22 protein-coding genes are annotated in these 21,859 nt (G+C 39.2%); 14 read left to right on the top strand and 8 right to left on the bottom strand.

Annotated features, from left to right (window positions below):
• The first annotated feature begins 327 nt into the window (after positions 1-327).
• Entirely contained in the window at positions 328-1,173 is an 846-nt protein-coding gene (locus EAF07_RS09360; RefSeq protein WP_183121692.1) for a helix-turn-helix domain-containing protein, read from the top strand.
• A 43-nt stretch (positions 1,174-1,216) separates the two neighbouring features.
• Here the strand turns inward: EAF07_RS09360 and EAF07_RS09355 are convergent, their stop codons facing one another.
• Positions 1,217-1,762 carry a VIT1/CCC1 transporter family protein gene (locus EAF07_RS09355; RefSeq protein ID WP_121836296.1) on the bottom strand — a complete coding sequence of 182 codons (546 nt, stop codon included), beginning with the start codon at positions 1,760-1,762 and terminating at the stop codon, positions 1,217-1,219.
• A 92-nt stretch (positions 1,763-1,854) separates the two neighbouring features.
• On the opposite strand from EAF07_RS09355, the gene EAF07_RS09350 reads away from it, so the two are divergent.
• Positions 1,855-2,451 carry a TetR/AcrR family transcriptional regulator gene (locus EAF07_RS09350; protein ID WP_245962723.1) on the top strand — a complete coding sequence of 199 codons (597 nt, stop codon included), beginning with the start codon at positions 1,855-1,857 and terminating at the stop codon, positions 2,449-2,451.
• 334 nt (positions 2,452-2,785) lie between these two features.
• Positions 2,786-4,831: a surface-anchored 5'-nucleotidase gene (locus EAF07_RS09340; RefSeq protein WP_121836294.1), complete on the top strand. Its 2,046-nt coding sequence runs from the start codon at positions 2,786-2,788 to the stop codon at positions 4,829-4,831.
• Positions 4,832-5,059: 228 nt separating this feature from the next.
• Here EAF07_RS09340 and EAF07_RS09335 read toward each other — a convergent pair whose 3' ends face one another.
• The 3 genes from EAF07_RS09335 to aao form a co-directional block, all read right to left on the bottom strand.
• Positions 5,060-5,350, bottom strand: a complete 291-nt coding sequence (locus EAF07_RS09335) for a hypothetical protein (protein WP_121836293.1) — start codon at positions 5,348-5,350, stop codon at positions 5,060-5,062.
• A gap of 145 nt (positions 5,351-5,495) precedes the next feature.
• Positions 5,496-5,777 (bottom strand): hypothetical protein, encoded by a 282-nt coding sequence (locus EAF07_RS09330; protein ID WP_121836292.1) that lies wholly within the window; start codon positions 5,775-5,777, stop codon positions 5,496-5,498.
• A gap of 231 nt (positions 5,778-6,008) precedes the next feature.
• A complete protein-coding gene (gene aao / locus EAF07_RS09325) occupies positions 6,009-7,181 on the bottom strand; it encodes an aminoacetone oxidase (protein WP_121836291.1) in 1,173 nt (390 codons plus the stop codon).
• A gap of 139 nt (positions 7,182-7,320) precedes the next feature.
• Between aao and EAF07_RS09320 the strand changes: the two genes are divergently transcribed.
• From EAF07_RS09320 to EAF07_RS09310, 3 genes are all read left to right on the top strand, one after another.
• Positions 7,321-7,821, top strand: a complete 501-nt coding sequence (locus EAF07_RS09320; RefSeq protein WP_121836290.1) for a DUF536 domain-containing protein — start codon at positions 7,321-7,323, stop codon at positions 7,819-7,821.
• Between the two features lie 148 nt (positions 7,822-7,969).
• The gene (locus EAF07_RS09315; protein ID WP_121836289.1) at positions 7,970-8,557 is read left to right on the top strand and encodes a 3'-5' exonuclease; all 588 of its coding nucleotides are present in this window, start codon (positions 7,970-7,972) and stop codon (positions 8,555-8,557) included.
• A 143-nt stretch (positions 8,558-8,700) separates the two neighbouring features.
• On the top strand, positions 8,701-9,423 hold the full coding sequence (locus tag EAF07_RS09310) for a MerR family transcriptional regulator (RefSeq protein ID WP_121836288.1): 723 nt from the start codon (positions 8,701-8,703) through the stop codon (positions 9,421-9,423).
• A 38-nt stretch (positions 9,424-9,461) separates the two neighbouring features.
• Here EAF07_RS09310 and EAF07_RS09305 read toward each other — a convergent pair whose 3' ends face one another.
• Entirely contained in the window at positions 9,462-9,761 is a 300-nt protein-coding gene (locus EAF07_RS09305) for a YbaB/EbfC family nucleoid-associated protein (protein ID WP_121836287.1), read from the bottom strand.
• A 373-nt stretch (positions 9,762-10,134) separates the two neighbouring features.
• Here EAF07_RS09305 and EAF07_RS09300 point away from each other — a divergent pair, with 373 nt between their 5' ends.
• From EAF07_RS09300 to EAF07_RS09270, 7 genes are read left to right on the top strand one after another with little or no spacing between them, the layout of a single operon-like run.
• Positions 10,135-11,016, top strand: coding sequence for a substrate-binding domain-containing protein (locus EAF07_RS09300; RefSeq protein ID WP_121836286.1), 882 nt, complete (start codon positions 10,135-10,137; stop codon positions 11,014-11,016).
• Between the two features lie 10 nt (positions 11,017-11,026).
• Positions 11,027-11,872, top strand: coding sequence for a phosphate ABC transporter permease subunit PstC (gene pstC, locus EAF07_RS09295; RefSeq protein WP_121836285.1), 846 nt, complete (start codon positions 11,027-11,029; stop codon positions 11,870-11,872).
• Between the two features lie 2 nt (positions 11,873-11,874).
• The gene (gene pstA, locus EAF07_RS09290) at positions 11,875-12,753 is read left to right on the top strand and encodes a phosphate ABC transporter permease PstA (RefSeq protein ID WP_121836284.1); all 879 of its coding nucleotides are present in this window, start codon (positions 11,875-11,877) and stop codon (positions 12,751-12,753) included.
• A complete protein-coding gene (pstB, locus tag EAF07_RS09285; RefSeq protein WP_121836283.1) occupies positions 12,746-13,495 on the top strand; it encodes a phosphate ABC transporter ATP-binding protein PstB in 750 nt (249 codons plus the stop codon). The genes pstA and pstB overlap by 8 nt, the downstream gene beginning before the upstream one ends.
• Positions 13,495-14,145: a phosphate signaling complex protein PhoU gene (gene phoU, locus EAF07_RS09280; protein ID WP_121836282.1), complete on the top strand. Its 651-nt coding sequence runs from the start codon at positions 13,495-13,497 to the stop codon at positions 14,143-14,145. The genes pstB and phoU overlap by 1 nt, the downstream gene beginning before the upstream one ends.
• Positions 14,142-14,819, top strand: coding sequence for a winged helix-turn-helix domain-containing protein (locus EAF07_RS09275; protein ID WP_121836281.1), 678 nt, complete (start codon positions 14,142-14,144; stop codon positions 14,817-14,819). The genes phoU and EAF07_RS09275 overlap by 4 nt, the downstream gene beginning before the upstream one ends.
• The gene (locus tag EAF07_RS09270) at positions 14,812-16,470 is read left to right on the top strand and encodes a sensor histidine kinase (protein ID WP_121836280.1); all 1,659 of its coding nucleotides are present in this window, start codon (positions 14,812-14,814) and stop codon (positions 16,468-16,470) included. The genes EAF07_RS09275 and EAF07_RS09270 overlap by 8 nt, the downstream gene beginning before the upstream one ends.
• A gap of 69 nt (positions 16,471-16,539) precedes the next feature.
• Here EAF07_RS09270 and EAF07_RS09265 read toward each other — a convergent pair whose 3' ends face one another.
• Positions 16,540-18,822: a Xaa-Pro dipeptidyl-peptidase gene (locus tag EAF07_RS09265; protein ID WP_121836279.1), complete on the bottom strand. Its 2,283-nt coding sequence runs from the start codon at positions 18,820-18,822 to the stop codon at positions 16,540-16,542.
• Between the two features lie 164 nt (positions 18,823-18,986).
• Between EAF07_RS09265 and gla the strand changes: the two genes are divergently transcribed.
• Positions 18,987-19,874 carry an aquaglyceroporin Gla gene (gla, locus tag EAF07_RS09260; protein WP_121836278.1) on the top strand — a complete coding sequence of 296 codons (888 nt, stop codon included), beginning with the start codon at positions 18,987-18,989 and terminating at the stop codon, positions 19,872-19,874.
• Positions 19,875-20,184: 310 nt separating this feature from the next.
• On the opposite strand, the gene EAF07_RS09255 is transcribed toward gla, so the two are convergent.
• On the bottom strand, positions 20,185-20,412 hold the full coding sequence (locus EAF07_RS09255) for a sulfurtransferase TusA family protein (RefSeq protein WP_121836277.1): 228 nt from the start codon (positions 20,410-20,412) through the stop codon (positions 20,185-20,187).
• A 13-nt stretch (positions 20,413-20,425) separates the two neighbouring features.
• Positions 20,426-21,457 carry a YeeE/YedE family protein gene (locus tag EAF07_RS09250; protein WP_121836276.1) on the bottom strand — a complete coding sequence of 344 codons (1,032 nt, stop codon included), beginning with the start codon at positions 21,455-21,457 and terminating at the stop codon, positions 20,426-20,428.
• Between the last annotated feature and the right edge of the window lie 402 nt (positions 21,458-21,859).

Below are 21,859 nucleotides of genomic sequence, written 5' to 3'. Positions count from 1 at the left end.
AACAGTAATCAAGAAATTTAAAAGGTCTTCCATAACAAAATCCTCCACTTTTATTATAGCGAAGGATTTTGAATTCATCCATGAAAGTCTTTTCTGTAAGCCATATTTTCTTCATGCGTTTGTCGTGCAAATTCGAGGGCGGTTACACCTAAACTGAGGCTATAAAGCATGAGAACCCCTCGACCGAATCGGCCATTCATAAAGATGGTATAGAGGTAAAAAATAGAAAGATTAGACATGAATTTCCTCTTTTAATAGATTTCTCGTTGGTTTCATGCTATCATGTTTTTAAGAAAACGTTGCATTTTTTGCATAAGAGGGAAAATCATGTTTGGAAAAATGGTCCGTCAATTAAGACGGGATAAAGGAATAACCTTAGAAGCGTTATCAGATGGCATATTATCAACGTCACAATTGTCGCGCTTTGAACGTGATGAATCTGAGGTAACGATTCGTCTCTTTCATCAGCTCTTGCAGCGCTTAGGATTAGACTATGACGAGTTGATGGCTTTCTCATCGGAGATCTCCCTGACAAAGCGTCAGCAATTTTTCCGAAAAATGGACCAGCTCTATCATCACAAGGAGTTAGAGGCGCTAATGGCTTTACAAGAGGAGATAGAGGAAGCAAGGGAAGTTGATGCCTATTTTTTAACCATGTACCGCTGTGTCTTGGCGTCTTTGGAGCCATCGCTTGGCCCCTCTAAGGATGCGATTGAGGCTTTGTCGGACTATCTTTTTGGTTTGGATTACTGGGGACAGTACGAAATCACGCTTCTTGGAAACTGTGTTGATCAACTTGGTTACGATGCGGTCTTTCTTTTGACCAAGGAATTGCTCACTAAAAAAGCGACTTACCAATCTTTAGATAAAAATCGCCGTTTGGCTGCTCAGCTATCCTTAAATGTCATGCGACGCTCGACGGACATGGGACGATTTGACGAAGCGACGTATTTGTCGGGAAAAATAGCAGAGCTGCTATGCTATGAGGATGAGTTTTACGAGAAGACCATCTATCGTTATGAAGACAGTTACCTGTCGTATCAGCTGAAAAAAGGAAATCAACAAGGCATGACAGAAGCCTTAGCAGTGCTACAGATTTTGTCACCAGATAGCCTGTATCCTGCCTATCAGGCACATTTTAACCAGAACGTAATCAAAAAACAAACCCTATGAGTCCTCTGAGGGAGGAGTCACAGTGGCTTGTCACTCGGTGGTTTTAAATCAACTCTCCCAAGACCTGTCCAATGCCATAAGCTACACCAGCAGCTAGTAATCCCACAATGAGTGTTCGAGTGATTTCGATTTTTAGGGATTGTCTGGTAATAGTGGCTTTGACCCAGCCTAGGGCTGCTAGAGCTAGTGAAACAATGGTACCTGCTGCGATTAAAGTCCAATGAGTTGGCATATGGGTCAATTGTTCAAGAAGCAGATAGGCAAAAAGAGGTACCAGCCCAAAAATGTTAAAGGCTAAAAAGGTAGCAATGGCGTTTTTGAGGGCGTGACTTGGTTCATCATGTTCCTCAGTGGTAGAGCTGAGGTAGTCGCCAGCTGCCATGGAAAAGCCATCGGCAAGGAGATTTGAAAAGCCTAAAATAACGATAGCAGTTGTACCAAGGTTTCCTCCAGTAGCACCAGCGACAACTGCAAAAGTAGTAATAATACCATCTAAACCTCCATATGTGATAGATTTAGCATGGTCTTGAAGATTGAAATGCCAACTGTTTTTAAAAGATACTTTAGAAAGTTTTGTTATACTTGTCATAAGAGAGTCCTCACTTGTCAAAAATACTATTCTTCTTTACAATAGCATTATGTCATTTATAACATAAGAATGGTAGAAACAAAAGAAAGGAATTGTCTGAAACCGAACAGTTTGGACAAATTGTACAAAAAATGGATCTTCGTACACAGAAAACACGAGAAGCAATCTTTGACGCCTTTTTTGACTTGCTCAATGAGTACCATTTTCATCAGATTAGTGTGGCTAAACTTATTGACAAAGCTAGAATTGGGCGTAGCACCTTTTACAGCCATTTTGCAAGTAAGGATGACCTTCTAACTGCTGTGACCGAGCAGCTGTTTCAGCATGTTTTTGAATCCTCTTCTTATAGTGAGCACATGAGGAATATTCAAAATGGTGAGGATGACTCGCTTCTTGACCTTCTCACCCATCTCTTTCAGCATTTTAAGGAAAACGAAGCCAAAATCACGACTTTATTTAAATTGGAAGATGCCTATTTTTCTCGAAGTCTCACCACTCAACTTTATAAATACCTCGTACCGCTTGTTCAGCCCCTTTATTTTGACAATAGCGGAGCGATGTTACCAGAAAGCCTGATTCATCAGCACATTGCAGGGACTTTTACGACTTGTTTAAATTGGTGGCTGACGCAGAAAAATGATATTACAGCCCGCGCGATAAGCTTTTACTATTTACAATTATTGGATTGAGAGCAAAAGCTCTCTTTTTTCGATCATTAGTCCAATATTCATCAAACAAATAAAAGATTTCAAGACTATCAGATTATAAAATGTTACATCAAGATAGCTACTGATAAAACCAGTGATAAGCCTATCAAACCTAACATAATTGAAATGAGTAAATGCATAAAATACGAATAAATACATGAAAATTTTCAGAAAAAAGAATTTAAAACATCTAAAATCGAACGTTGGTGTCAAATCTTTTTAGTAAAATAAAGAAAACATATTGAAATTCAGTGTTAAAAACGTTATGATAGGAATGTCGGAAACGAACAGAATTTTTTAAGGGAGGCCTAATTTTATGGCTAAAAAGAAAAGAATTATCCTAAAAAGTAGTATCTTAGCAGTGGTTGCTGGATTGAGTGTTGCGGCATCACAAACCACTTTTGCTGATGATGTTGCGGTTCAAATTATGGGAGTTAATGATTTCCATGGTGCCCTTGATGCAACAGGAACAGCTCGTCTTGAAGGTGAGACTGTCCGCAACGCAGGTACTGCTGCGCAGCTTGACGCTTACATGGATGACTCACAAGCTGAATTTGAAGCAGAAGCAACAAATGTTGATGCTAAAGAATCTATTCGTGTCCAAGCAGGAGACATGGTAGGGGCAAGTCCGTCAAACTCAGGACTTCTTCAAGATGAACCAACTGTTAAAGTTTTTAACGAAATGGATTTTGACTACGGAACACTTGGAAATCATGAATTCGATGAAGGCTTGGAAGAATATAACCGTATCATGACAGGAACAGCTCCTAAAAAAGGACAATTTAACGAAATCGTCGATAACTACACACGCGAAGCAAGTAAGCAAGAAATCGTTATAGCTAACGTTGTTGATAAAGCGACAGGTGAAATCCCATTTAATTGGAAACCATATGCGATTAAGGAAATCCCAGTTAATGACAAAGTTGCTCAAATTGGTTTTATCGGTGTTGTGACGACTGAAATTCCAAACCTTGTCTTGAAGAAAAATTATGAACAATACACGTTCATTAATGAAGCAGAAGCTATTGCGAAATATTCTCGTGAATTGAATGAAAAAGGTGTACATGCAATTGTTGTTTTAGCCCATGTTCCTTCAACAAGTAAAGACGGTATCGCAGAAGGTGATTCTGCTGCGATGATGGCAAAAGTTAATGAACTTTATCCTGAAAACTCAGTTGATATTATCTTTGCAGGCCACAACCACGTTTATACAAACGGAACAGTCGCTGGTAAAACATTGATTGTCCAGTCAACCTCACAAGGTAAAGCCTACTCTGATGTCCGTGCGGTTTATGACACTGATATTGCAGATTTTAAAGCAGTACCAACAGCTAAAATCATTGCTGTAGCCCCAGACAAAAAAGAGCCAAGTGCTAAGATTAAAGCTATCGTTGACGAAGCTAATGAAATTGTTAAGAAAGTCACAGAGCAAAAAATTGGTACAGCAGCAGAAGCAACTGATATTTCTCGTGAAGTTAACGATTTTAAAGAAAGCCCAGTAGGAAACCTTGTGACAACTGCACAATTGGCAATTGCTAGAAAATCTGGTCATGCTGTTGATTTTGCGATGACAAACAATGGTGGTATCCGTGCCGATTTGAAAGTTCAACCTGACGGAACAGTTACTTGGGGAGCAGCACAGGCAGTTCAGCCGTTTGGTAACATCCTTCAAGTAGTTGAAATGACTGGTGAGCAAATTTACGCAGCGCTTAATCAACAGTACGATGAAGATGAAAAGTACTTCCTTCAAATGTCTGGTTTGAAATACATCTACACTAAAGCTGACGACACAACGCCAGGTCAAACTTATAAAGTAGCGAAAGCCTTCAAAGATGATGGTACAGAAATTGATCGTGCAGCAACTTACAAAGTGCTTATTAACGATTTCTTATACGGCGGTGGAGATGGCTTCTCTGTGTTCAAAGGGACACCTCTTGTCGGCGCAATCGACCCAGATACAGAAGTTTTCGTGAAGTATTTGAGTGATTTGGAAAAAGCAGGGCAAAAAATTCAAGCAGGCATTAAAGATACAAAAGTTTTCGTTGAAAATTATGTTGAAGCACCAAAAACTGAAAATAAACCAGAAGATGGAGCGCAAACCCCTGATAAGCAACCAGAAGTAAAACCAGAGACTGGCAACCAAACACCAGAACAACAGCCAGAAGTGAAACCACTAGCTGACAATAAAACATCAGTTGTTAAATCAGAAAACAAAACAGTCGCTGAGCAAGCAAAAGTGACAGAAACAAAAGCACTCCCTAAAACTGGTGACGATTCACTTCACACACTTCTCTTTAGCATGAGTGGACTAGCAGCATTTAGCTTGGCAGGTTACCTCAAACGTAAAGAAGAACGTGACTAATAAACTTGTCTAGCCGATAAAAAAAACATTCCTTCTTGATTGAGAGGGAATGTTTTTTAACGTTGAATATGAAGTAGTGTAGAATGCTTTTTAAAATCTTATCAAGTTTATCTGAGTTCAGACCTTCTGTACCATGTTCTTCAAGATGTGAGAAATAGGTAAGTTGTCTTTATTAGTGATTTTTTTTCAGCTTTGATAAGGTTAGTAGTAAGTAATGCTAATATAATGTTATTGGTTATTGCGCTGTTGCAATGTGCTTGCTAACTCGTCAATAACAGCTTTAACACCGTGTTCATTAGATGCTTTGCGTGCTTCACGAAGATAAAAATAGTAGTATCCTTTATATTCAGCAGGGTCTGTAACGTTATGTGTTTTTAAGAGATTTCGGATCTCTAATTGTGCAGCTTGTTTGACTTCTCTAAGCGATTGTGTGCCATCTTGTTTAAGTATCGGATTAGTGTAATGTTGATAAGCACTTGCAGAGTGACTTGATAAAGCTGCGGTAGCAGTAAGTGCCACTGCAGCAGCACTTAATAATAGTGTTTTTTTTCATAGAAAAACCTTTCTTTTAGTTATATTTTATCATTTTATGACTTGTTAAAGATATCGTCAAAGTCTTTGTTGAAGTCCTTTTTACGGTATGTAAACTCGAATTTTGATATTTTTATCTAAAGTTGAATGTGAAATAAAGTGGAATGCTTTTCAAAATGTTAGCAATTTTCTCTGAGTTCAAGCCTTCTGAACCACGGTCTCCAGGAAGTGCGAAGTTAACAAAGTTTTCTGTAGTAACGTCTTCTATCTCAAAGCGACATGGGTCAGAAGTTTTAGGAGTTTGTGCTTCTTCATAGATATAAGTAATTTCATTAGCATTGACAAGATTAGTAGTAAACAATGGTAATGCTAGTGATGCAAGTGTAGCGAATGCTGTAAGTTTGCATTTTGACATGTTAGTGTCCTCCTTAAAAAATTTTACTACACTGCAAGTATAACGGGTGATGTTTACCGAGTAAATACTGTTTCAGCAACCTTAATGTAATCTTTGTGCTCTCTTTAGGTTGTCTTGATTTCGCCAATGTTGACTTAAGAAACGTAAGGTATTTTTTAGAAAGGGGGTGATAATGAAATGGGTATGTGGGAAGAAAAAACTGCGGTATCGTTTGATATCGCAGTTATGTTTTTAATAATGTAAACTACCAGCCACCCAGCCTGAGCAGAGGGCAGAGGTGATGTTAAAGCCTCCAGTGTGGGCGTTAATATCTAGTACCTCACCTGCAAAGTGAAGGCCTGGAATTTTTTTACTTTCGAGCGTTTTGGGATTGATTTCCTTGAGGTCGACCCCGCCTTTAGTGACAAAGGATTTAGCTAGGCTCATTTTTCCAGTAACAGAGATGGGAAGGCTCTTTAATTTTTGACTGAGTTCGTCCACGTCACTGTGTGAGAGCTGCTTGATTTTCTCAGCGTAGCCTTGTGCCAAAAAGTCAGCGACACGTTCGGGAACTAAGAGTTTCAGCGCATTTTTGACGGATTTTTCACGATTTTCTTGGAAAAAGCGGAACAAGTCATTAAGTGGCGTTTGAGGGATAAAATCAAGGTGAAGTAATTCACCGCCTTTGACAAAGGATGACATCCGTAAGGCAGCTGGTCCAGATAAACCAAAGTGGGTAAAGAGCAAATCGTGTGTGATGATGTGTTTGTTGTAGCTGAGCGTTACTTCATCAAGTGAAATGCCCTGAAGCGCTTTGTGAGGAAAATCTGTGAGAAGAGGGCTTTCGGCAGCTTCAAGCTCTGTTACTGCTAATTTAAAATGTCTGGCAATATCGTGTCCAAAACCGGTTGATCCTGTTGAGGGATAAGATTTTCCACCTGTCGTAACAATGAGTTGATCACAGGTTAATTCTTGATCAGCTGATTTGACATGAAAAAGATTGTCGATTTTTTTGACAGAAATCACTTCAAATTGTGTTTTAATCTGTCCACCGAGCTCACGAATCTTCTTTTCAAGAGTATCGATAATCGTCTTAGATTTATCGGTCACAGGAAACATGCGTCCGTGGTCTTCAACCTTTAGAGCACAGCCATTTTCTTCAAAAAAACGAACGATGTCATGGTTATCAAACTGAGAAAACACACTATACAAAAAACGACCGTTACCTGGGATACCCTCGAGGAGATCATCCAAGGTACCGTTGTTTGTCACGTTGCAGCGCCCACCACCGGTTCCGGCTAATTTTTTACCGAGGCGACGATTTTTTTCGAGTAGCAGTGTCTTTTTACCGTAGTAGCTTGAGGAGATGGTTGCCATCATACCAGCAGGCCCACCGCCAATCACAATTGTATCAAAATGTATCATAATTCTATTTTAGCATAAATTGACATTAAAGGCTTGATATGATAACATTTATTAAGTATAAGAAGTTTTGGTTCAATGCTTGCAAAAGAGCGGGATATTTAGTTGGACAAAATGAGTAAGCGTGTTGAAGGAAGTAGAAATGCAGATTGAAAAAACGGTCAGCGAATTAGCTGAGATTTTAGGAGTAAGTCGTCAGGCGGTCAATAATCGTGTGAAAACTTTGCCAGCCGAAGACCTTGAAAAAAACGATAAGGGCGTTACTGTAGTTAAGCGTAGCGGTCTGATCAAACTTGAAAAAATTTATAAAAAAACGATTTTTGAAGACGAACCAGTGAGTGAGGAAGCCAAACATCGTGAGCTTTTAGAGATTTTGGTCGATGAAAAAAATTCTGAAATCACGCGTCTTTTTGAGCAATTGAAAGCTAAGGATGAGCAGTTGGCAGCTAAAGACGAGCAACTTCGTGTTAAAGATGTTCAGATTGCAGAAAAAGATAAGCAATTAGACCAACAACAACAGTTGACCTTGACTGCTATGCAAGATAAGGAACAACTGAAGTTAGAGTTGGATCAAGTCTTAGAAGAAGCAAAGACTGAAGAAGTGAAAAAAGGGTTCTTTGCGCGTCTATTTGGTAAAAAATAAGAACTAATAGCCCGTAAGGGCTTTTTAGCTATCAGATAACTTATGGAAAGGAATACTCAGTTTTAACTGAGAAGGGGAAGGTGTCTAGACAAGATGAGAAAACACTTATACAGTTGTTTTCATGCTCTCCCCTAACCAGCTTAGCACGATGAAAAATTTACAAGATTATATTGCCTTTGACCTTGAATTTAATACCGTTGATGAGGTCAGTCACATGATTCAACTCTCAGCGGTTAAATTTAGTGACCACAAAGAGATTGAAACCTTCGACACATATGTTTATACAGATGTACCCCTGCAGTCTTTTATCAATGGACTGACAGGGATTACGGCGGAAAAAATTGCTGGCGCACCAAAAGTTGATGAAGTTATCGCTAATTTTGCAACTTTTGTGGGAGAGTTACCGCTTGTTGGTTATAATGCTGGCAAATCTGATTTACCAATTCTAGCTGAAAATGGTCTTGATTTAACAGAGCAGTATCAAGTGGACCTCTATGATGAAGCTTTTGAGCGTCGCAGTAGTGACCTTAATGGGATTATCAATCTTAAGTTGACCAGCGTGGCAGATTTCTTAGGCATCAAAGGGCGTGGGCATAATAGTTTAGAAGATGCTCGCATGACGGCTCTTGTTTATGAAAAATTTCTAGAATTGGATGAGAATAAGAGGTATCTGACACAACAGGAAGAAACACACGGTGATAATCCCTTTGCTGCCTTGGGGGGATTCTTTGATTGACAGCCCTGTCAACTTTTCAAAAAAATGCTAAAAAAGAAAAAATCCCCTAGCGTTAGGACTTGCTTGTAACGTTGGGTCATAGGTTAAGATTGAGCATGAACAAGGGATAATCCTTGTATCTCATAAAAAAGGAGGTGAAAGACATGTCTCAATATTCCACTGGTGAATTAGCCAAAGTCGTCGGTGTTTCTGTCAGAACGGTGCAATACTATGATCAACGCGGGATCCTTATTCCATCAGAGGTTTCAGATGGTGGTCGTAGAATTTATAATGACGAGGATTTGCAGAAACTTCAGGTAATTTGCTTTTTGCGGGAGTTAGATTTCTCCATTGAACACATCAAAAAAGTGCTTTCGGAAGAAAATGCTGACGCTGTTCTAGAACTTCTGTTAGAAGATCATGTTAAAGAACTTAAAGAGCAAGTCGCAGAACAACGAACAAAACTTGACAAAGCTGTCAACTTACTTGATCAAGTCAAAAAAGATAAGGACTATTCACTTGCGAAATTAAAAGACATTTCGATCACTATGAAAAATCAAAACTTATGGCGGCGTTTATGGTTCAACATGATTTTAGGGATTATCCTCATTTCAGTTGTCTATGTTGGGGTTATTATATTGGGCACAACTGTCCTCAAATCAAAAGTGATAACTTTTGGAGCCATGCCGATATTCTTTATTGGCCTGAATCTGTGGATACAACATTATCTTAGTAAAATTGAGTATCTTTGTCCTAACTGTCATCAAACTTTTGATGCCAATTTTAAACAAGTAGCTGTTGCTAGCCACACCCCACGCACGCGCAAGCTAACCTGTCCACATTGTCATGAAAAATCTTATTGCCTCGAATTGGCGAAAGAAAGATAAGAAAATCTCCGTTGGAAGTCCAGCGGAGATTATTTTGATTAGAATGGTAATTTACCAGCGAAAGCACCAAGTGATTTTTTAGTTGCTTCATCGATTTGGTTTAAAGCATCATTGATAGCTTGGATAGTCATATCTTGCAGTGTTTCGATATCTTCTGGATCAACAACAGCTTCCGCAAAGTTGAGTGAAACCACTTTTTTGTCACCAGTCAATTCAGCAACAACTAAGTCTTGAGCTGATTTTCCAGTAAAAGTTGTGCTCGCAAGTTCATTTTGCTTAGCTTCCATTTGCTTTTGCATTTTTTGTGCCTGTTTCATCAGGTTTTGCATATTCATCATAAGATTTTTAAGATTCCTTTCGTATCAAGGGGTTAGGCCCTCTTGTTAAAATGTTTTTGTCTAAATTTGCCTTATTGTTAAACATCTTTAAAGGCAGAGGTGGTTTTAAAGAGACTATCAGATGTGTGATACCTCCATGTATTCTATATTATATCATTTTGAGGGTAGAACTTAAAGTCTCATAATTATCTTATCAAACTAGGGGGATGTTCCAAAGTAAGTTTCCCCCTCACTTTTTAAAGTGGAAGTGAGTCTGGGACTTTATTGTGTAGTTAGGAAATAAGGATTTTACAAAAACTTTACAAAATCTAGGTAATAGATTTGATGTTTGATTTTTATAATAAGTAGTGTAAAGAAACTTAAGGAGTTTATCATGAAAAAAATGAAATTTTTGTCGATGCTTACTATTATGGGAGCTACATTTGCAGGACTTGCTGCTTGTGGTAATTCTGAGGGTGGTTCTTCATCTAACTCAGAAACCATTAACGTTGTTTCTCGTGAGGAAGGTTCTGGGACTCGCGGAGCATTCATTGAACTATTTGGTGTTGAAGAAAAAAATGATGCAGGTGAAAAAGTTGATTTGACAACTGATAAAGCAATTGTTACCAACTCAACATCTGTCATGCTAACAACAGTAGCAGGTGATCAATCAGCTGTCGGCTATGCTTCACTTGGTTCATTGAACGATACGGTTAAAGTTCTTAAAATTGATGGTGCTGAAGCTACTGTGGATAAGATCAAGTCTGGTGACTATAAAATTTCACGTCCATTCAATATCGTTACTAAAGATAACATTAACGAAGCAGCACAAGATTTTATCACCTTTATTCTAAGTAGCGATGGTCAAGCTGTTGTTCAAAAGAGTGGTTATATTCCACTTGATGATACGACTGCTTATCAATCATCTGTAGATTCAGGTAAAGTTGTTATTTCAGGTTCAAGTTCTGTAACACCTGTCATGGAAAAACTAAAAGAAGCTTACGGCAAAGTAAATGCGAAAGTAGAAATTGAGATTCAACAAAGTGACTCTTCTACAGGTATTGCCAATACTATTGATGGTACTTCTGATATCGGAATGGCTTCACGTGAATTAAAAGATGAAGAAACGTCTAAGGGTATTAGCTCAACTGTTATTGCCATGGATGGTATTGCTGTAATTGTTAATAAAGACAATAAAACTGATGAATTGACTAGCGACCAAATTAAGGCAATCTTTACAGGAGAAATCAGTGGCTGGGACAAATTGTCAAACTAAGGTGTTGTGAATGAATCATACAAAAGAAAAAATGATGCAAGCGGTATTCTTTTTTACCGCCTGTATTTCTATTCTGTCGGTGTTACTAATCTGTGTCTTTCTATTTTCTAGTGGTATTCCTGCGATTAGTAAAATTGGTCTTGGAAATTTTCTTTTCGGGACTGTTTGGAGACCTGCTAATAATCTTTTTGGTATTTTCCCGATGATAGTCGGGTCTCTCTATGTGACAGCTGGTGCCTTAATCGTTGGTGTTCCCGTAGGAGTTTTAACAGCAGTCTTTATGGCTTCCTTTTGTCCTAAGGCTATTTATAGACCTTTAAAGGCAGCGATTAACTTGATGGCTGGTATTCCATCAGTTGTTTATGGTTTCTTCGGATTAGTTGTTTTGGTCCCTTTTGTCCGTGATCATGTTGGGGGATTTGGGATGGGAGTTTTAACAGCTTCAATTTTGTTGGGGGTGATGATTTTACCAACTATTATTAGTGTCTCGGAGGCAGCTATTAGAGCAGTACCGAATTCATATTATGAGGGCGGACTTGCTCTAGGGGCTTCGCATGAGCGCAGTGTTTTCTTTGCAGTTCTTCCAGCAGCTAAACGAGGCATCTTAGCAGCGATTATTTTAGGTATTGGTCGTGCTATTGGTGAGACTATGGCGGTAATTATGGTTGCGGGGAATCAGGCGATTTTACCAGATTCGTTGACATCTGGTGTCAGAACCATGACGACAAATATTGTTATGGAAATGGGATATTCTAGTGGTTTGCACAGAGAAGCTCTCATCGGAACAGCCGTAGTGCTTTTTGTCTTTGTGCTGATGATTAATATCAGTTTCTCATTATTAAATAAAGAGGAGTAAACATGGAAAACATTAATCAACGTAGCTTGAAGCAAAATTGGAGGTCACGGCAAAAAGATCCAGTCTCTCTTGTCTTGTTTTTATTGGTTTATGGCTCTGCTTTAGCAACCTTTTTAGGAATCATCTTTGTGGTTGGATATATCTTGGTGAGAGGTATTCCACATTTGACGCCTAGCCTATTTGCCTTAACTTATAATAGTGAAAATGTTTCGTTATTACCAGCTCTTATCAACACCGTCTTTATGACGATTCTAGCATTGCTTGTAGCCGTTCCGATTGGAATTGGGGCTTCTATCTATTTAACAGAGTATGCTCGTCGTGACAATCCTTTTGTCAGTGTCATTCGAATTGCAACAGAGACCCTATCTGGTATTCCGTCCATTATTTACGGATTGTTTGGGGCGCTATTCTTTGTCAAATATGCTCATATGGGACTCTCATTACTATCTGGAGCGGTTACCTTGAGTATTATGATTTTACCCTTAATTATCCGAACAACGGAAGAAGCTCTGTTATCCGTACCAGATGCCTACCGTGAGGGAGCTTTTGCTCTAGGAGCAGGGAAACTACGGACGATTTTTAAAATTGTCCTTCCAAGTGCCATGCCCGGTATCTTTTCAGGTATCATTCTAGCTATTGGGCGGATTGTGGGAGAATCAGCAGCGCTTATTTTCACAGCTGGAACAGTAGCAGAAGTTGCCAAGAGTCTCTTTAGTTCTTCCAGAACCTTAGCTGTGCATATGTACGCTATTTCAGGTGAAGGACTTTATATCAATCAAACCTATGCAACTGCGGTGGTGTTATTGGTTTTAGTCATTGTTATCAATCTTTTGTCTGGATTAGTTGCTAGACGATTAGGAAGTGAATCAAATCATGAATAAATTAGTTATCAATCATCTCGATCTCTATTATGGCGATTTTCATGCCCTTAAAAATATCAACTTAGAGATTGCACAAAATGAGATTACTGCTTTTATCGGCCCATCAGGATGTGGGAAATCAACCTTATTGAAAAGCCTCAATCGAATGAACGACTTGGTGAAAAATTGTCGGATTACAGGGGAGGTTAAACTAGATGGTCAAGATGCTTATAGAGAATTAGATATTAACATTCTCCGTAAGAAAGTTGGCATGGTATTTCAAAAACCAAATCCATTTCCAATGAGTATCTATGATAATATTGCATTTGGCCCAAGAACTCATGGTATCCATAATAAGGTCCAATTAGATGAAATTGTTGAACGTTCTCTTAAGCAAGCAGCTATCTGGGATGAGGTCAAAGACCGTCTTAATAAATCTGCTTTAGGTATGTCGGGTGGTCAACAACAGAGGCTTTGCATTGCTAGAGCTCTTGCCATTGAACCAGATGTCTTATTGATGGACGAGCCAACCAGTGCTTTAGACCCAATTTCCACGGCTAAGATTGAAGAACTTGTTATGGAGTTAAAGCAAAAATATACTATTGTGATGGTAACTCACAACATGCAACAGGCTGTACGAATTTCAGATAAGACAGCATTTTTCCTAATGGGGGAAATTGTGGAGTATAACAAAACCAGTCAGCTATTTTCATTACCTCAAGATGAACGAACTGAAAATTATATTACAGGGAGATTTGGCTAATGCGTTCAATTTTTGAAAATCAACTTCATGTATTGAATACAAACTTAATTTTAATGGGATCACTTTGTGAAGACATTATTTCCAGTTCACTTGTTCCGATTAGTGAAAATAATCAAAGTGTTGTGAATGGTGCTAGGAAAACTTATCAACAAATTGAACAAATGGAGCATGATATCGAAGCGCAGTGCTTAAAATTACTCCTTCGTCAGCAACCTGTTGCCAAGGATTTGCGCCGCATTTCTGCTGCCTTAAAAATGGTTTACGATATGAAACGTATCGGTGCCCAGTCAGCTGAAGTCGCAGCTATTTTTAGTCAGGGTCATGTTCATGATGGTACAGAGTTTGCCCAGCTGAAACAAATGGTTGAGCAAGTAAGTGCTATGGTAACGGATAGTGTGGATGCTTTTGTCCATGATGACGAAAGTTTAGCCTTAAAAGTTATTCAAAATGATGCCTCAGTTGACCAAGAATTTGATACAATTAAGACAAGCTTAATTACCCATATTTCAGAACTTAGTCATGACGGTGACTATGTCATTGATGTCTTGATGATTGCCAAGTATCTTGAACGTATCGGGGATCATACGGTAAATATTGCAAGATGGGTGATTTTCTCAATCACTGGTGAACTAAATGGAGAAGAGACATGATTTACTGCGTTGAAGACGATGATGACATTCGTGAATTAATGCTTTATACCCTACGAACCACAGGTTTTGACGCAAAAGGTTTTCCTAGCTCAAGACCTTTTTGGGAGAGCATTCACCAAGAATTACCGAGCTTAATTTTATTGGACATCATGTTGCCCGAAGATGATGGGTTAACGATTTTACAAAAGCTGCGCTCAAAATCAATGACTAAAGAAATTCCAGTCATTATGACGACAGCTAAAGGAACAGAGTTTGATAAGGTCAAAGGACTCGATTTGGGAGCAGATGATTATCTCGTGAAGCCTTTTGGCATGATGGAGATGATTTCACGAATCAAAGCGGTGTTGAGACGAACATCTAGTCACAGTAAAGAGCATAAACTAACAATAGCTAATCTTTCACTTGATTCCAGTAATTATACGGTCAAAAAAGATGGTAAAAAGATTGAATTGACCTTAAAAGAATTTGAGTTACTATCGCTTTTTATGTTAAGTCCTAACCGTGTGTTTACCAGACAAGAATTGTTGGATAAGGTTTGGGGAGAACACTTTATTGGAGAAACGAGAACAGTCGATGTCCACATTGGAACTTTGCGCATGAAACTTGGAGATGTGAGTCACTTTATCAAAACGGTTCGAGGAGTAGGCTATTGTTTGGAGGTAACAGATGATTAAAAAAATCTTTCGATCAACATTTGGAGCTACCGTAGGTGTTCTTGTTATCTCTTTGGCACTGGTAATAGGTGTTCTTTATAATCATTTTACTCAGGTGCAACAAGAGCAACTTCAGACAGAAACAGTTCTCGCAGCCCAAGGCGTTTCTTTGGAAGGGCAAGATTATTTTGCAGACCTTAAGATGTCCAATATTAGGATTACTTGGGTGGATAATGAAGGTAAGGTCTTGTATGATAATCAATCAGATGCAACGTTGATGGATAATCATGCCAATCGCGAGGAAATCAAAGAAGCTATCGTAGATGGCTATGGTGAGAGTGTTAGGTATTCTAATACCTTAACAACTCAGTCTCTTTACTCTGCACAACGTTTGAATAATGGAACAATCTTACGTCTGTCAGTGACCCAACATAGTATTTTATTGTTGTTGTTAAGAATGTTTCAACCTCTAGCACTTGTTCTCTTGTTGGCATTCTTCTTGTCACTGTGGCTATCACGCTATATTGCTAAAGGTGTGGTTTTACCGTTGAATCAGCTAAATTTAGATAAACCACTTGATAATGATTCCTATGAAGAGATTTCTCCTCTTTTAAGACGCATTGCGAAACATCAGCAAGAAGTCACAGAGCGTGAAATCCTCATTGAACAACGTCAAACCGAGTTTAATACCATTATCTCGAAAATCAAAGAAGGGATGATTTTATTGGACAGTCATTGTCGAATCCTTAGCATCAACAATGCGGCTAAGGAGATTCTAAATACAGATGACAACGGGATTGGTAAAGATTTACTGCAAATCTTTAGGAATTTATCGTTAAATGCCTGGCTGAAAAATGGATTACAGGGTCACAAACAAGAGGGGATGCTGGAAATCGGGCATACCCATTATAAGGTACTGGTTCGTCCTATTGTTTCGGACAGTGAGGTGACAGGTGTAGCTGTTCTCTTCTTTGATGTGACTGAGCAATTACAGGTAGAGCAGTTGCGTCGTGAATTTACTGCCAATGTCTCTCATGAATTAAAAACCCCTTTGCATGTGATTTCAGGCTATTCTGAAATGCTGGCAAGCAATGTGGTAGATCAAAGGGATATTTCTACATTTGCGAAGAAGATTCACAATGAATCCCAACGTATGATACAATTAGTAGAAGATGTGATCAATCTTTCGCACCTTGATGAGATATCTGAATTAACTATGGAGCGTGTCAACCTTTATCAAGTCGCTCAAGATGTGATGGAAAATCTTTCGATTAAGGCCAATGAGCGTCATATTGATTTGGAGCTAGAAGGACAGCATACCTACCTAATTGGTAATCGTGCCTTACTTCATTCAATGGTTTACAATCTCTGTGATAATGCTATTAATTACAATCACGAAAATGGCAAAGTGACGATTGGTGTGACTACTGTCGATAATACAATTCAATTGACTGTCAAAGATACAGGCGTCGGTATTCCTAAGGAAGAGCAGGAACGTATTTTCGAACGTTTCTACCGTGTTGATAAAAGTCGTTCGAAGAAGAATGGCGGAACAGGATTGGGACTTGCTATTGTTAAACATTCCCTTGTTCAACATCATGCTACGATTAAAGTAGATAGTCAGCTGGGTGTAGGAACTACGATGACAGTTACATTTGAAGGGACTAAATAATATAAAAACTCCGCTTGATGTTCACAATCAGGCGGAGTTTTAAGGTTATGGTACCACATCAGTAATGGTTTACATTGTCACAGGAAGTTCTAGCTGAGCCTTGTTCCAATCAAGTACCAATTCATAGTCACTGTTATCACGGATAGTGTGTTCGAAGTCAGTGGTGTAAAGGACGATACGAAGGGTTGCTCCCTCTTCTAAGGCATAGATGGTTGGTTGCAGTTCCAAAGTTACTTGCATCCAGTCATCTGGTTTGATGTCCTTAATATTTAGTACCCCCTCACGATTTTGAAGGTTGATATGGCCTTTTGTAATCACACGATAAGCTGCTTCACGTTGAGGGAGTTCCACCAAGTGTTCTTTTTCAAAGTGACGACCATTGTCCACCGATTTAGGGGAAACAACTGCTGGAATGTCTTGAAGGTATTTTTTATGACCGTGTTCCAATAGCTGAGCTGAGAGCAGACCTTTATTGGTTGAAGATTTGACAGACAGTGTTAGCTTGACACGTCCATTTAGCAGCAGCGCTTTTTCAACAGGAATATCAATGGTAATGGCGTTAGCTTTTTCGGTAAACAAATCAGCTTTGAAGCTATTGAAATCCTTGCCATATTTAGCGAAGCAATCGTCGTCATAGTGGTTAGAAATGGTGTGAGTGTCACTTGATAAGTCAAAGACTTCGTAGTTTTGAGAACCGAAAGTTTCAAGAGGTTGCCAAGTTTGAACGTCACGATTGTCCTGCCAGATGACTTGAGGTAGGCTGTAAAGGTTGTCTTGCCCTAAGATTTTCTGTGAGAGAAGCGTGTTCATGCTTTCACGGAAGTCGATAGATTGCCAGTTATTCATGTAGACGTGGGCACCATGGTGAAGGAAGAGGTGTTTATCAATAGCCTGTGGTAGGGCGTTAAACATGTTGAAGACATTGATTGGTTTAACATTCCAGTCTTGTGTACCGTGGGTAAAGACAACGGTAGCTTTGACCTTATCGGCATTTTTGACGTAGTTACGGTTGTGCCAAAATTGGTTATAGTCCCCAGTGTCACGACGGCTATCTTGTCCCTGTTGTTTTAAAAACTCTTGATATTGTGCATTGTGGCGGAGATAGTCACCTGCCAAGAGATTTCGGGAATAAGTAAACTCGGTTAAACTGTCCAAATCTTCACCAGGATAACCACCAGGGCTTACGACAAGACCATTTTCACGGTAGTAGTCGTACCAAGAAGAAATTCCAGCTTCTGCGATGATGACTTCCAACCCATCCACGCCTGTTGTGGCTAGAGCATTTGACATGGTACCGAGATAAGATAGGCCAGAAGTGACCACTTTACCAGTTGCCCAAGTAGCTTCAATACGACGTTCTCTGGTATTGCTTGTAAAGGCAAGAGCTCTGCCATTTAACCAGTCAATAACAGCCTTATAAGCCTCCACCTGCTGGTAGTCGCCGGTAGTCATAAAGCCATCGGAATTAAGGGTACCAATGCCTGATACGTAGATGTTGGCAAAACCACGTGCTAACATGTAGTCATTGAGGGTGTAGCTAGGACGAGGGAGACTTGTGAAGCTCTCCTCAGTTTCTGTCACAAGAGTAGCCTGACTTTGACTTTCGAGTGTCTTTATTTTTTCTTCTTTTAGGGAAATAGCTGACGCTGGTTTGACAAGAAGATCGCCTTCCATTTTGTGAGTCAGTGCATCGGAAGCAGGGCCATTCACTCCTTGCTGATAAGGAGAAGCAGTCATGATAACTGGGAGTTTATGGTTTGTTTTAGGGCGTATGATATTGACCTTGATGAGGTCAGTCTGTCCGTCATTGTCAGTATCTACAGGTGCTTCTACATAAACCACTTCACGAATGACATCGGTGGTGTCAAAGGTTGCTAAAGATTTACCATTGAAAAAGGCATAGTCATTTGTGTTAGGAATCAAGCCTTCTGACACCAAACGGTCGATCAAGGTATTCCCAGATGGGCAACGTGTTGCAAGTAATTGATGAAGATTACCAAGACTAGCATCAAAGGTGATTGGGAAATTGAGTTTTTCAATAAATTCGGCCGTGTCCTTGAAGTCTACATTTGGAATAAAACCAAGAACTTGTAAGGTTATAGTATTGAAAATATCAGCCGTGACTTCTTTGTCGGATTGGAAGAAAGAGAGGAGATCTGTTTTAGCATCTGCAATCCACATTGAAAGAGCGTAGTCCGTATCTTGGTAATGAAGTGATAGTACTTTTCGGATAAAGCCTTCTAAGTTTAATTTGAAAGCCTTGTCCGAATGGACATCAAATCCCAAAGAGCGAAGTTCCTGCTCTGCTATGGTTTCAGAAACAGCAACATAAGAAAATTGATTGTATTTCATAAGAATCCTTTCATCTATAAGAAGTCGTTATTCTAGAGAGTGGCATATTTTAAAATAAAAAAGTAAACGTTTTTATTTTAAGATATAACTTTACTTTGTTTATTATACTTGATAGAATGGTTATTGTCTAAAAAAATTCGTATTTTGAAAGGAAATTAAGACAAATGGATGTTACATGGACAGTGAAATACATCACTGAATTCTTAGCGACTGCTCTCCTTATCATTATCGGTAATGGTACAGTTGCTAACGTTGACCTTAAAGGGACAAAAGGAAACAACTCTGGTTGGATTCTAATTGCTATTGGATATGGTTTGGCAGTTATGATGCCAGCCCTTATGTTTGGTAACGTATCTGGTAACCACATCAACCCAGCCTTCACACTAGGTCTTGCAGTATCTGGACTTTTCCCGTGGAAACACGTTCCAGTTTACATTATTGCTCAACTTTTGGGGGCAATGTTTGGTCAATTGATGATTGTCATGGATTACCGCCCATACTTCTTGAAAACGGAAAATCCAAATCATATTTTGGGGTCATTCTCAACCATCAATGCTCTTGACAACGGTACTAAAGAAAGCCGTAAAGCAGCAACTATCAATGGTTTCTTGAATGAGTTTCTTGGATCATTTGTTCTCTTCTTTGGCGCACTTGGTTTGACTAAAAACTTCTTTGGTGCTGAACTTGGTTCATTGATTAAAGAAACATTGACGTCACAAGCCGCAGCTTATGGTCAAAAATTATCAGAATCAGATATCGCTGATGCAGCTAAAGCACAATTAGCTCAAATGACAAATGGTAGCCAAGCAGTTGCCCACATCGCACTAGGTTTCCTTGTTATGGCGCTTGTAGCCGCAGTTGGTGGTCCAACAGGTCCTGGTCTAAACCCAGCACGTGACCTTGGTCCACGTATCCTTCACGCACTTCTTCCAAAATCAATTCTTGGTGAAAATAAAGCAGATTCTAAATGGTGGTACGCTTGGGTAGGTGTTTGTGCGCCAATCCTTGCTTCAATCGCAGCAGTAGCACTTTTCAAATACCTTTACCTATAAGAAGATTTAGTAAGTTATCATTTAGCATAAATAGAAAAAAGAGGTTGGGAATCCCAACTTCTTAAATTTTAGTGTATAGATAATTTGGCGCAGTGGGTGATTGGAAGTCCGCAACTGGACACTTCTTCATTTTCAAGAGTTCACCTAAAACCTCCATTGGACAGTTTCAGTCTGAGTATTAAAATAAGAGAGCGAGGAAAATCAAAATCGTCATTTTTTTGATGATTTAACGATTTTTCCCACTCTCTTTTTAACATATTATCTTGTTTTTCTGAGTGCCCTAATCAGTAGGTAGAGCTCTCCCGTATACTTATTTCTTTTGGACAACGATTTCCCAAGAAGCTGTTCCGACTTGTTCAAATCGTGTGACTGGGTAGCCAGCCTCAGCTGCCCAGTTAGGGATGCTTTCGGTGCCTTGGGTACAATCAAATTTGATTAAGAGTTCATCACCAGGTGATAATTGTTTCATTTTTTCCTTTGCATCAATTAAAGGAAATGGGCAAACCAAGCCCCCAGTTTCAAGTTCTACTAATGCCATATTAAATTCTCTCCTATTTTTTTAATGGTTTTACAAAAATAAAATACGATACGGTCCAAACACCTAAAATGCTGAACAACAGTGCAAGCCATCCTTTGCTGGACATCACTGCTGTAGCAGTTAATCCATTACCGATTGTACAACCGCCTGCCCAGGCAGCTCCGATTCCCATCAAAATTCCTCCAATGGTACTTTTTCCAAGCGTAGCGATATCAGGAAGACGCCATCTAAATTCATTTGCTCCTTTGGCGGCAATGTAGGAACCAATTAGAATGCCGAGAACCATATAAACGCCCCAGTTCAATAATTTGGAATCTCCAGTAACGATATATGAAATGATATGGGCAGACGGTGTTGTGATACCTAGACCACCGACACGACCTGTCCACTCGCTTGCAGGCCATGCTGCTAGAGCGATTAAACCAATCACAAAACCAGCCCAATATTTGTGATACGTTTTTTCAAAAAGATAATGCCTTATGCCACTGTACTTAGGTGGAAGACTTGCTGCTTTAGCTTGTGGCTTTTTCAAATCTCTCACAACAAGAACAGTCGTTACAAGTACCAATAAAGCAACTAATAGCCAGACAGAGATTCCTAGTTGACTAGCAAGGTCATCATTGATAACCCAATACTGTGATAATCCCTCATTCAGCGGTTTTAAGACCCCGAATTTCATAGCTGCCGCAGATAACATGTAAAAGAATAAGGCAATCCAGCTTCCAATCAAGCCCTCACCAGCTCGATACCATGTTCCAGTCGCGCATCCTCCGGCTAAAACAATACCGATACCAAACACGTATGAACCGATGATCGTTCCTAAAACGGAATAATCCTCATAAGGATTGGAGACAATTCCGAAATGAATTAACCCCAACACCCCGACGCTTTGAACAGCAATGGCAATCAAAAAGGCATAAAATAACCGATTGTTTTTAGCGACATACATATCTCGAAAACCACCAGTCATACAAAACCGAGTGCGTTGTAGCACAAACCCAAATATAATGCCAATAAGTCCACCTGAAATGACTTGTTGTATCATATCCTAACCCCCTATCTAAAAGTTGATATTAGATTATCACACAACATTAACTTTTTCTAATACCGTTTTCTTATCACCGTATTAAGAAATAATTATAACCCTGAATTGTATAAATTACTTGTGATGGGGTTGGCAGTTCTTGAGTAGCCGATAAGTACAGTCGAATCTCTACTGCGAAAAGTCAGTTCAAAAACTATCAATGCCATTTCGAAAAGCATAAAAAGTCATTTTTGACGTTGGTTAAGTCCCACATTCCAGTTTTTTCATTTTAAAACGCTAAATTCCCAAACTAACTTCCACCGTCTGTTAAAGTGGAAGTTAATCTGATAAAACCTCTAACAACCAGTGGAAATCCGTGTCAGGGTAAGTTCCACTGGTTTTTATAATGGTTGATTTTATTGC

Source organism: Streptococcus hillyeri, assembly GCF_003686955.1.
Taxonomy (GTDB): Bacteria; Bacillota; Bacilli; order Lactobacillales; family Streptococcaceae; genus Streptococcus; species Streptococcus hillyeri.
This window is presented reverse-complemented; position numbering and strand designations above follow the sequence as displayed.

Coding starts and splice junctions, on each gene's coding strand:
- pstC (WP_121836285.1), top strand. CDS start 11,027: ATGAATCATACAAAAGAAAAAATGATGCAAGCGGTATTCTTTTTTACC.
- EAF07_RS09355 (WP_121836296.1), bottom strand. CDS start 1,762: ATGACAAGTATAACAAAACTTTCTAAAGTATCTTTTAAAAACAGTTGG.
- EAF07_RS09315 (WP_121836289.1), top strand. CDS start 7,970: ATGAAAAATTTACAAGATTATATTGCCTTTGACCTTGAATTTAATACC.
- EAF07_RS09275 (WP_121836281.1), top strand. CDS start 14,142: ATGATTTACTGCGTTGAAGACGATGATGACATTCGTGAATTAATGCTT.
- EAF07_RS09300 (WP_121836286.1), top strand. CDS start 10,135: ATGAAAAAAATGAAATTTTTGTCGATGCTTACTATTATGGGAGCTACA.
- pstB (WP_121836283.1), top strand. CDS start 12,746: ATGAATAAATTAGTTATCAATCATCTCGATCTCTATTATGGCGATTTT.
- gla (WP_121836278.1), top strand. CDS start 18,987: ATGGATGTTACATGGACAGTGAAATACATCACTGAATTCTTAGCGACT.
- EAF07_RS09340 (WP_121836294.1), top strand. CDS start 2,786: ATGGCTAAAAAGAAAAGAATTATCCTAAAAAGTAGTATCTTAGCAGTG.
- EAF07_RS09265 (WP_121836279.1), bottom strand. CDS start 18,822: ATGAAATACAATCAATTTTCTTATGTTGCTGTTTCTGAAACCATAGCA.
- EAF07_RS09270 (WP_121836280.1), top strand. CDS start 14,812: ATGATTAAAAAAATCTTTCGATCAACATTTGGAGCTACCGTAGGTGTT.
- aao (WP_121836291.1), bottom strand. CDS start 7,181: ATGATACATTTTGATACAATTGTGATTGGCGGTGGGCCTGCTGGTATG.
- EAF07_RS09330 (WP_121836292.1), bottom strand. CDS start 5,777: ATGTCAAAATGCAAACTTACAGCATTCGCTACACTTGCATCACTAGCA.
- EAF07_RS09360 (WP_183121692.1), top strand. CDS start 328: ATGTTTGGAAAAATGGTCCGTCAATTAAGACGGGATAAAGGAATAACC.
- EAF07_RS09310 (WP_121836288.1), top strand. CDS start 8,701: ATGTCTCAATATTCCACTGGTGAATTAGCCAAAGTCGTCGGTGTTTCT.
- EAF07_RS09250 (WP_121836276.1), bottom strand. CDS start 21,457: ATGATACAACAAGTCATTTCAGGTGGACTTATTGGCATTATATTTGGG.
- EAF07_RS09320 (WP_121836290.1), top strand. CDS start 7,321: ATGCAGATTGAAAAAACGGTCAGCGAATTAGCTGAGATTTTAGGAGTA.
- pstA (WP_121836284.1), top strand. CDS start 11,875: ATGGAAAACATTAATCAACGTAGCTTGAAGCAAAATTGGAGGTCACGG.
- phoU (WP_121836282.1), top strand. CDS start 13,495: ATGCGTTCAATTTTTGAAAATCAACTTCATGTATTGAATACAAACTTA.
- EAF07_RS09255 (WP_121836277.1), bottom strand. CDS start 20,412: ATGGCATTAGTAGAACTTGAAACTGGGGGCTTGGTTTGCCCATTTCCT.
- EAF07_RS09305 (WP_121836287.1), bottom strand. CDS start 9,761: ATGATGAATATGCAAAACCTGATGAAACAGGCACAAAAAATGCAAAAG.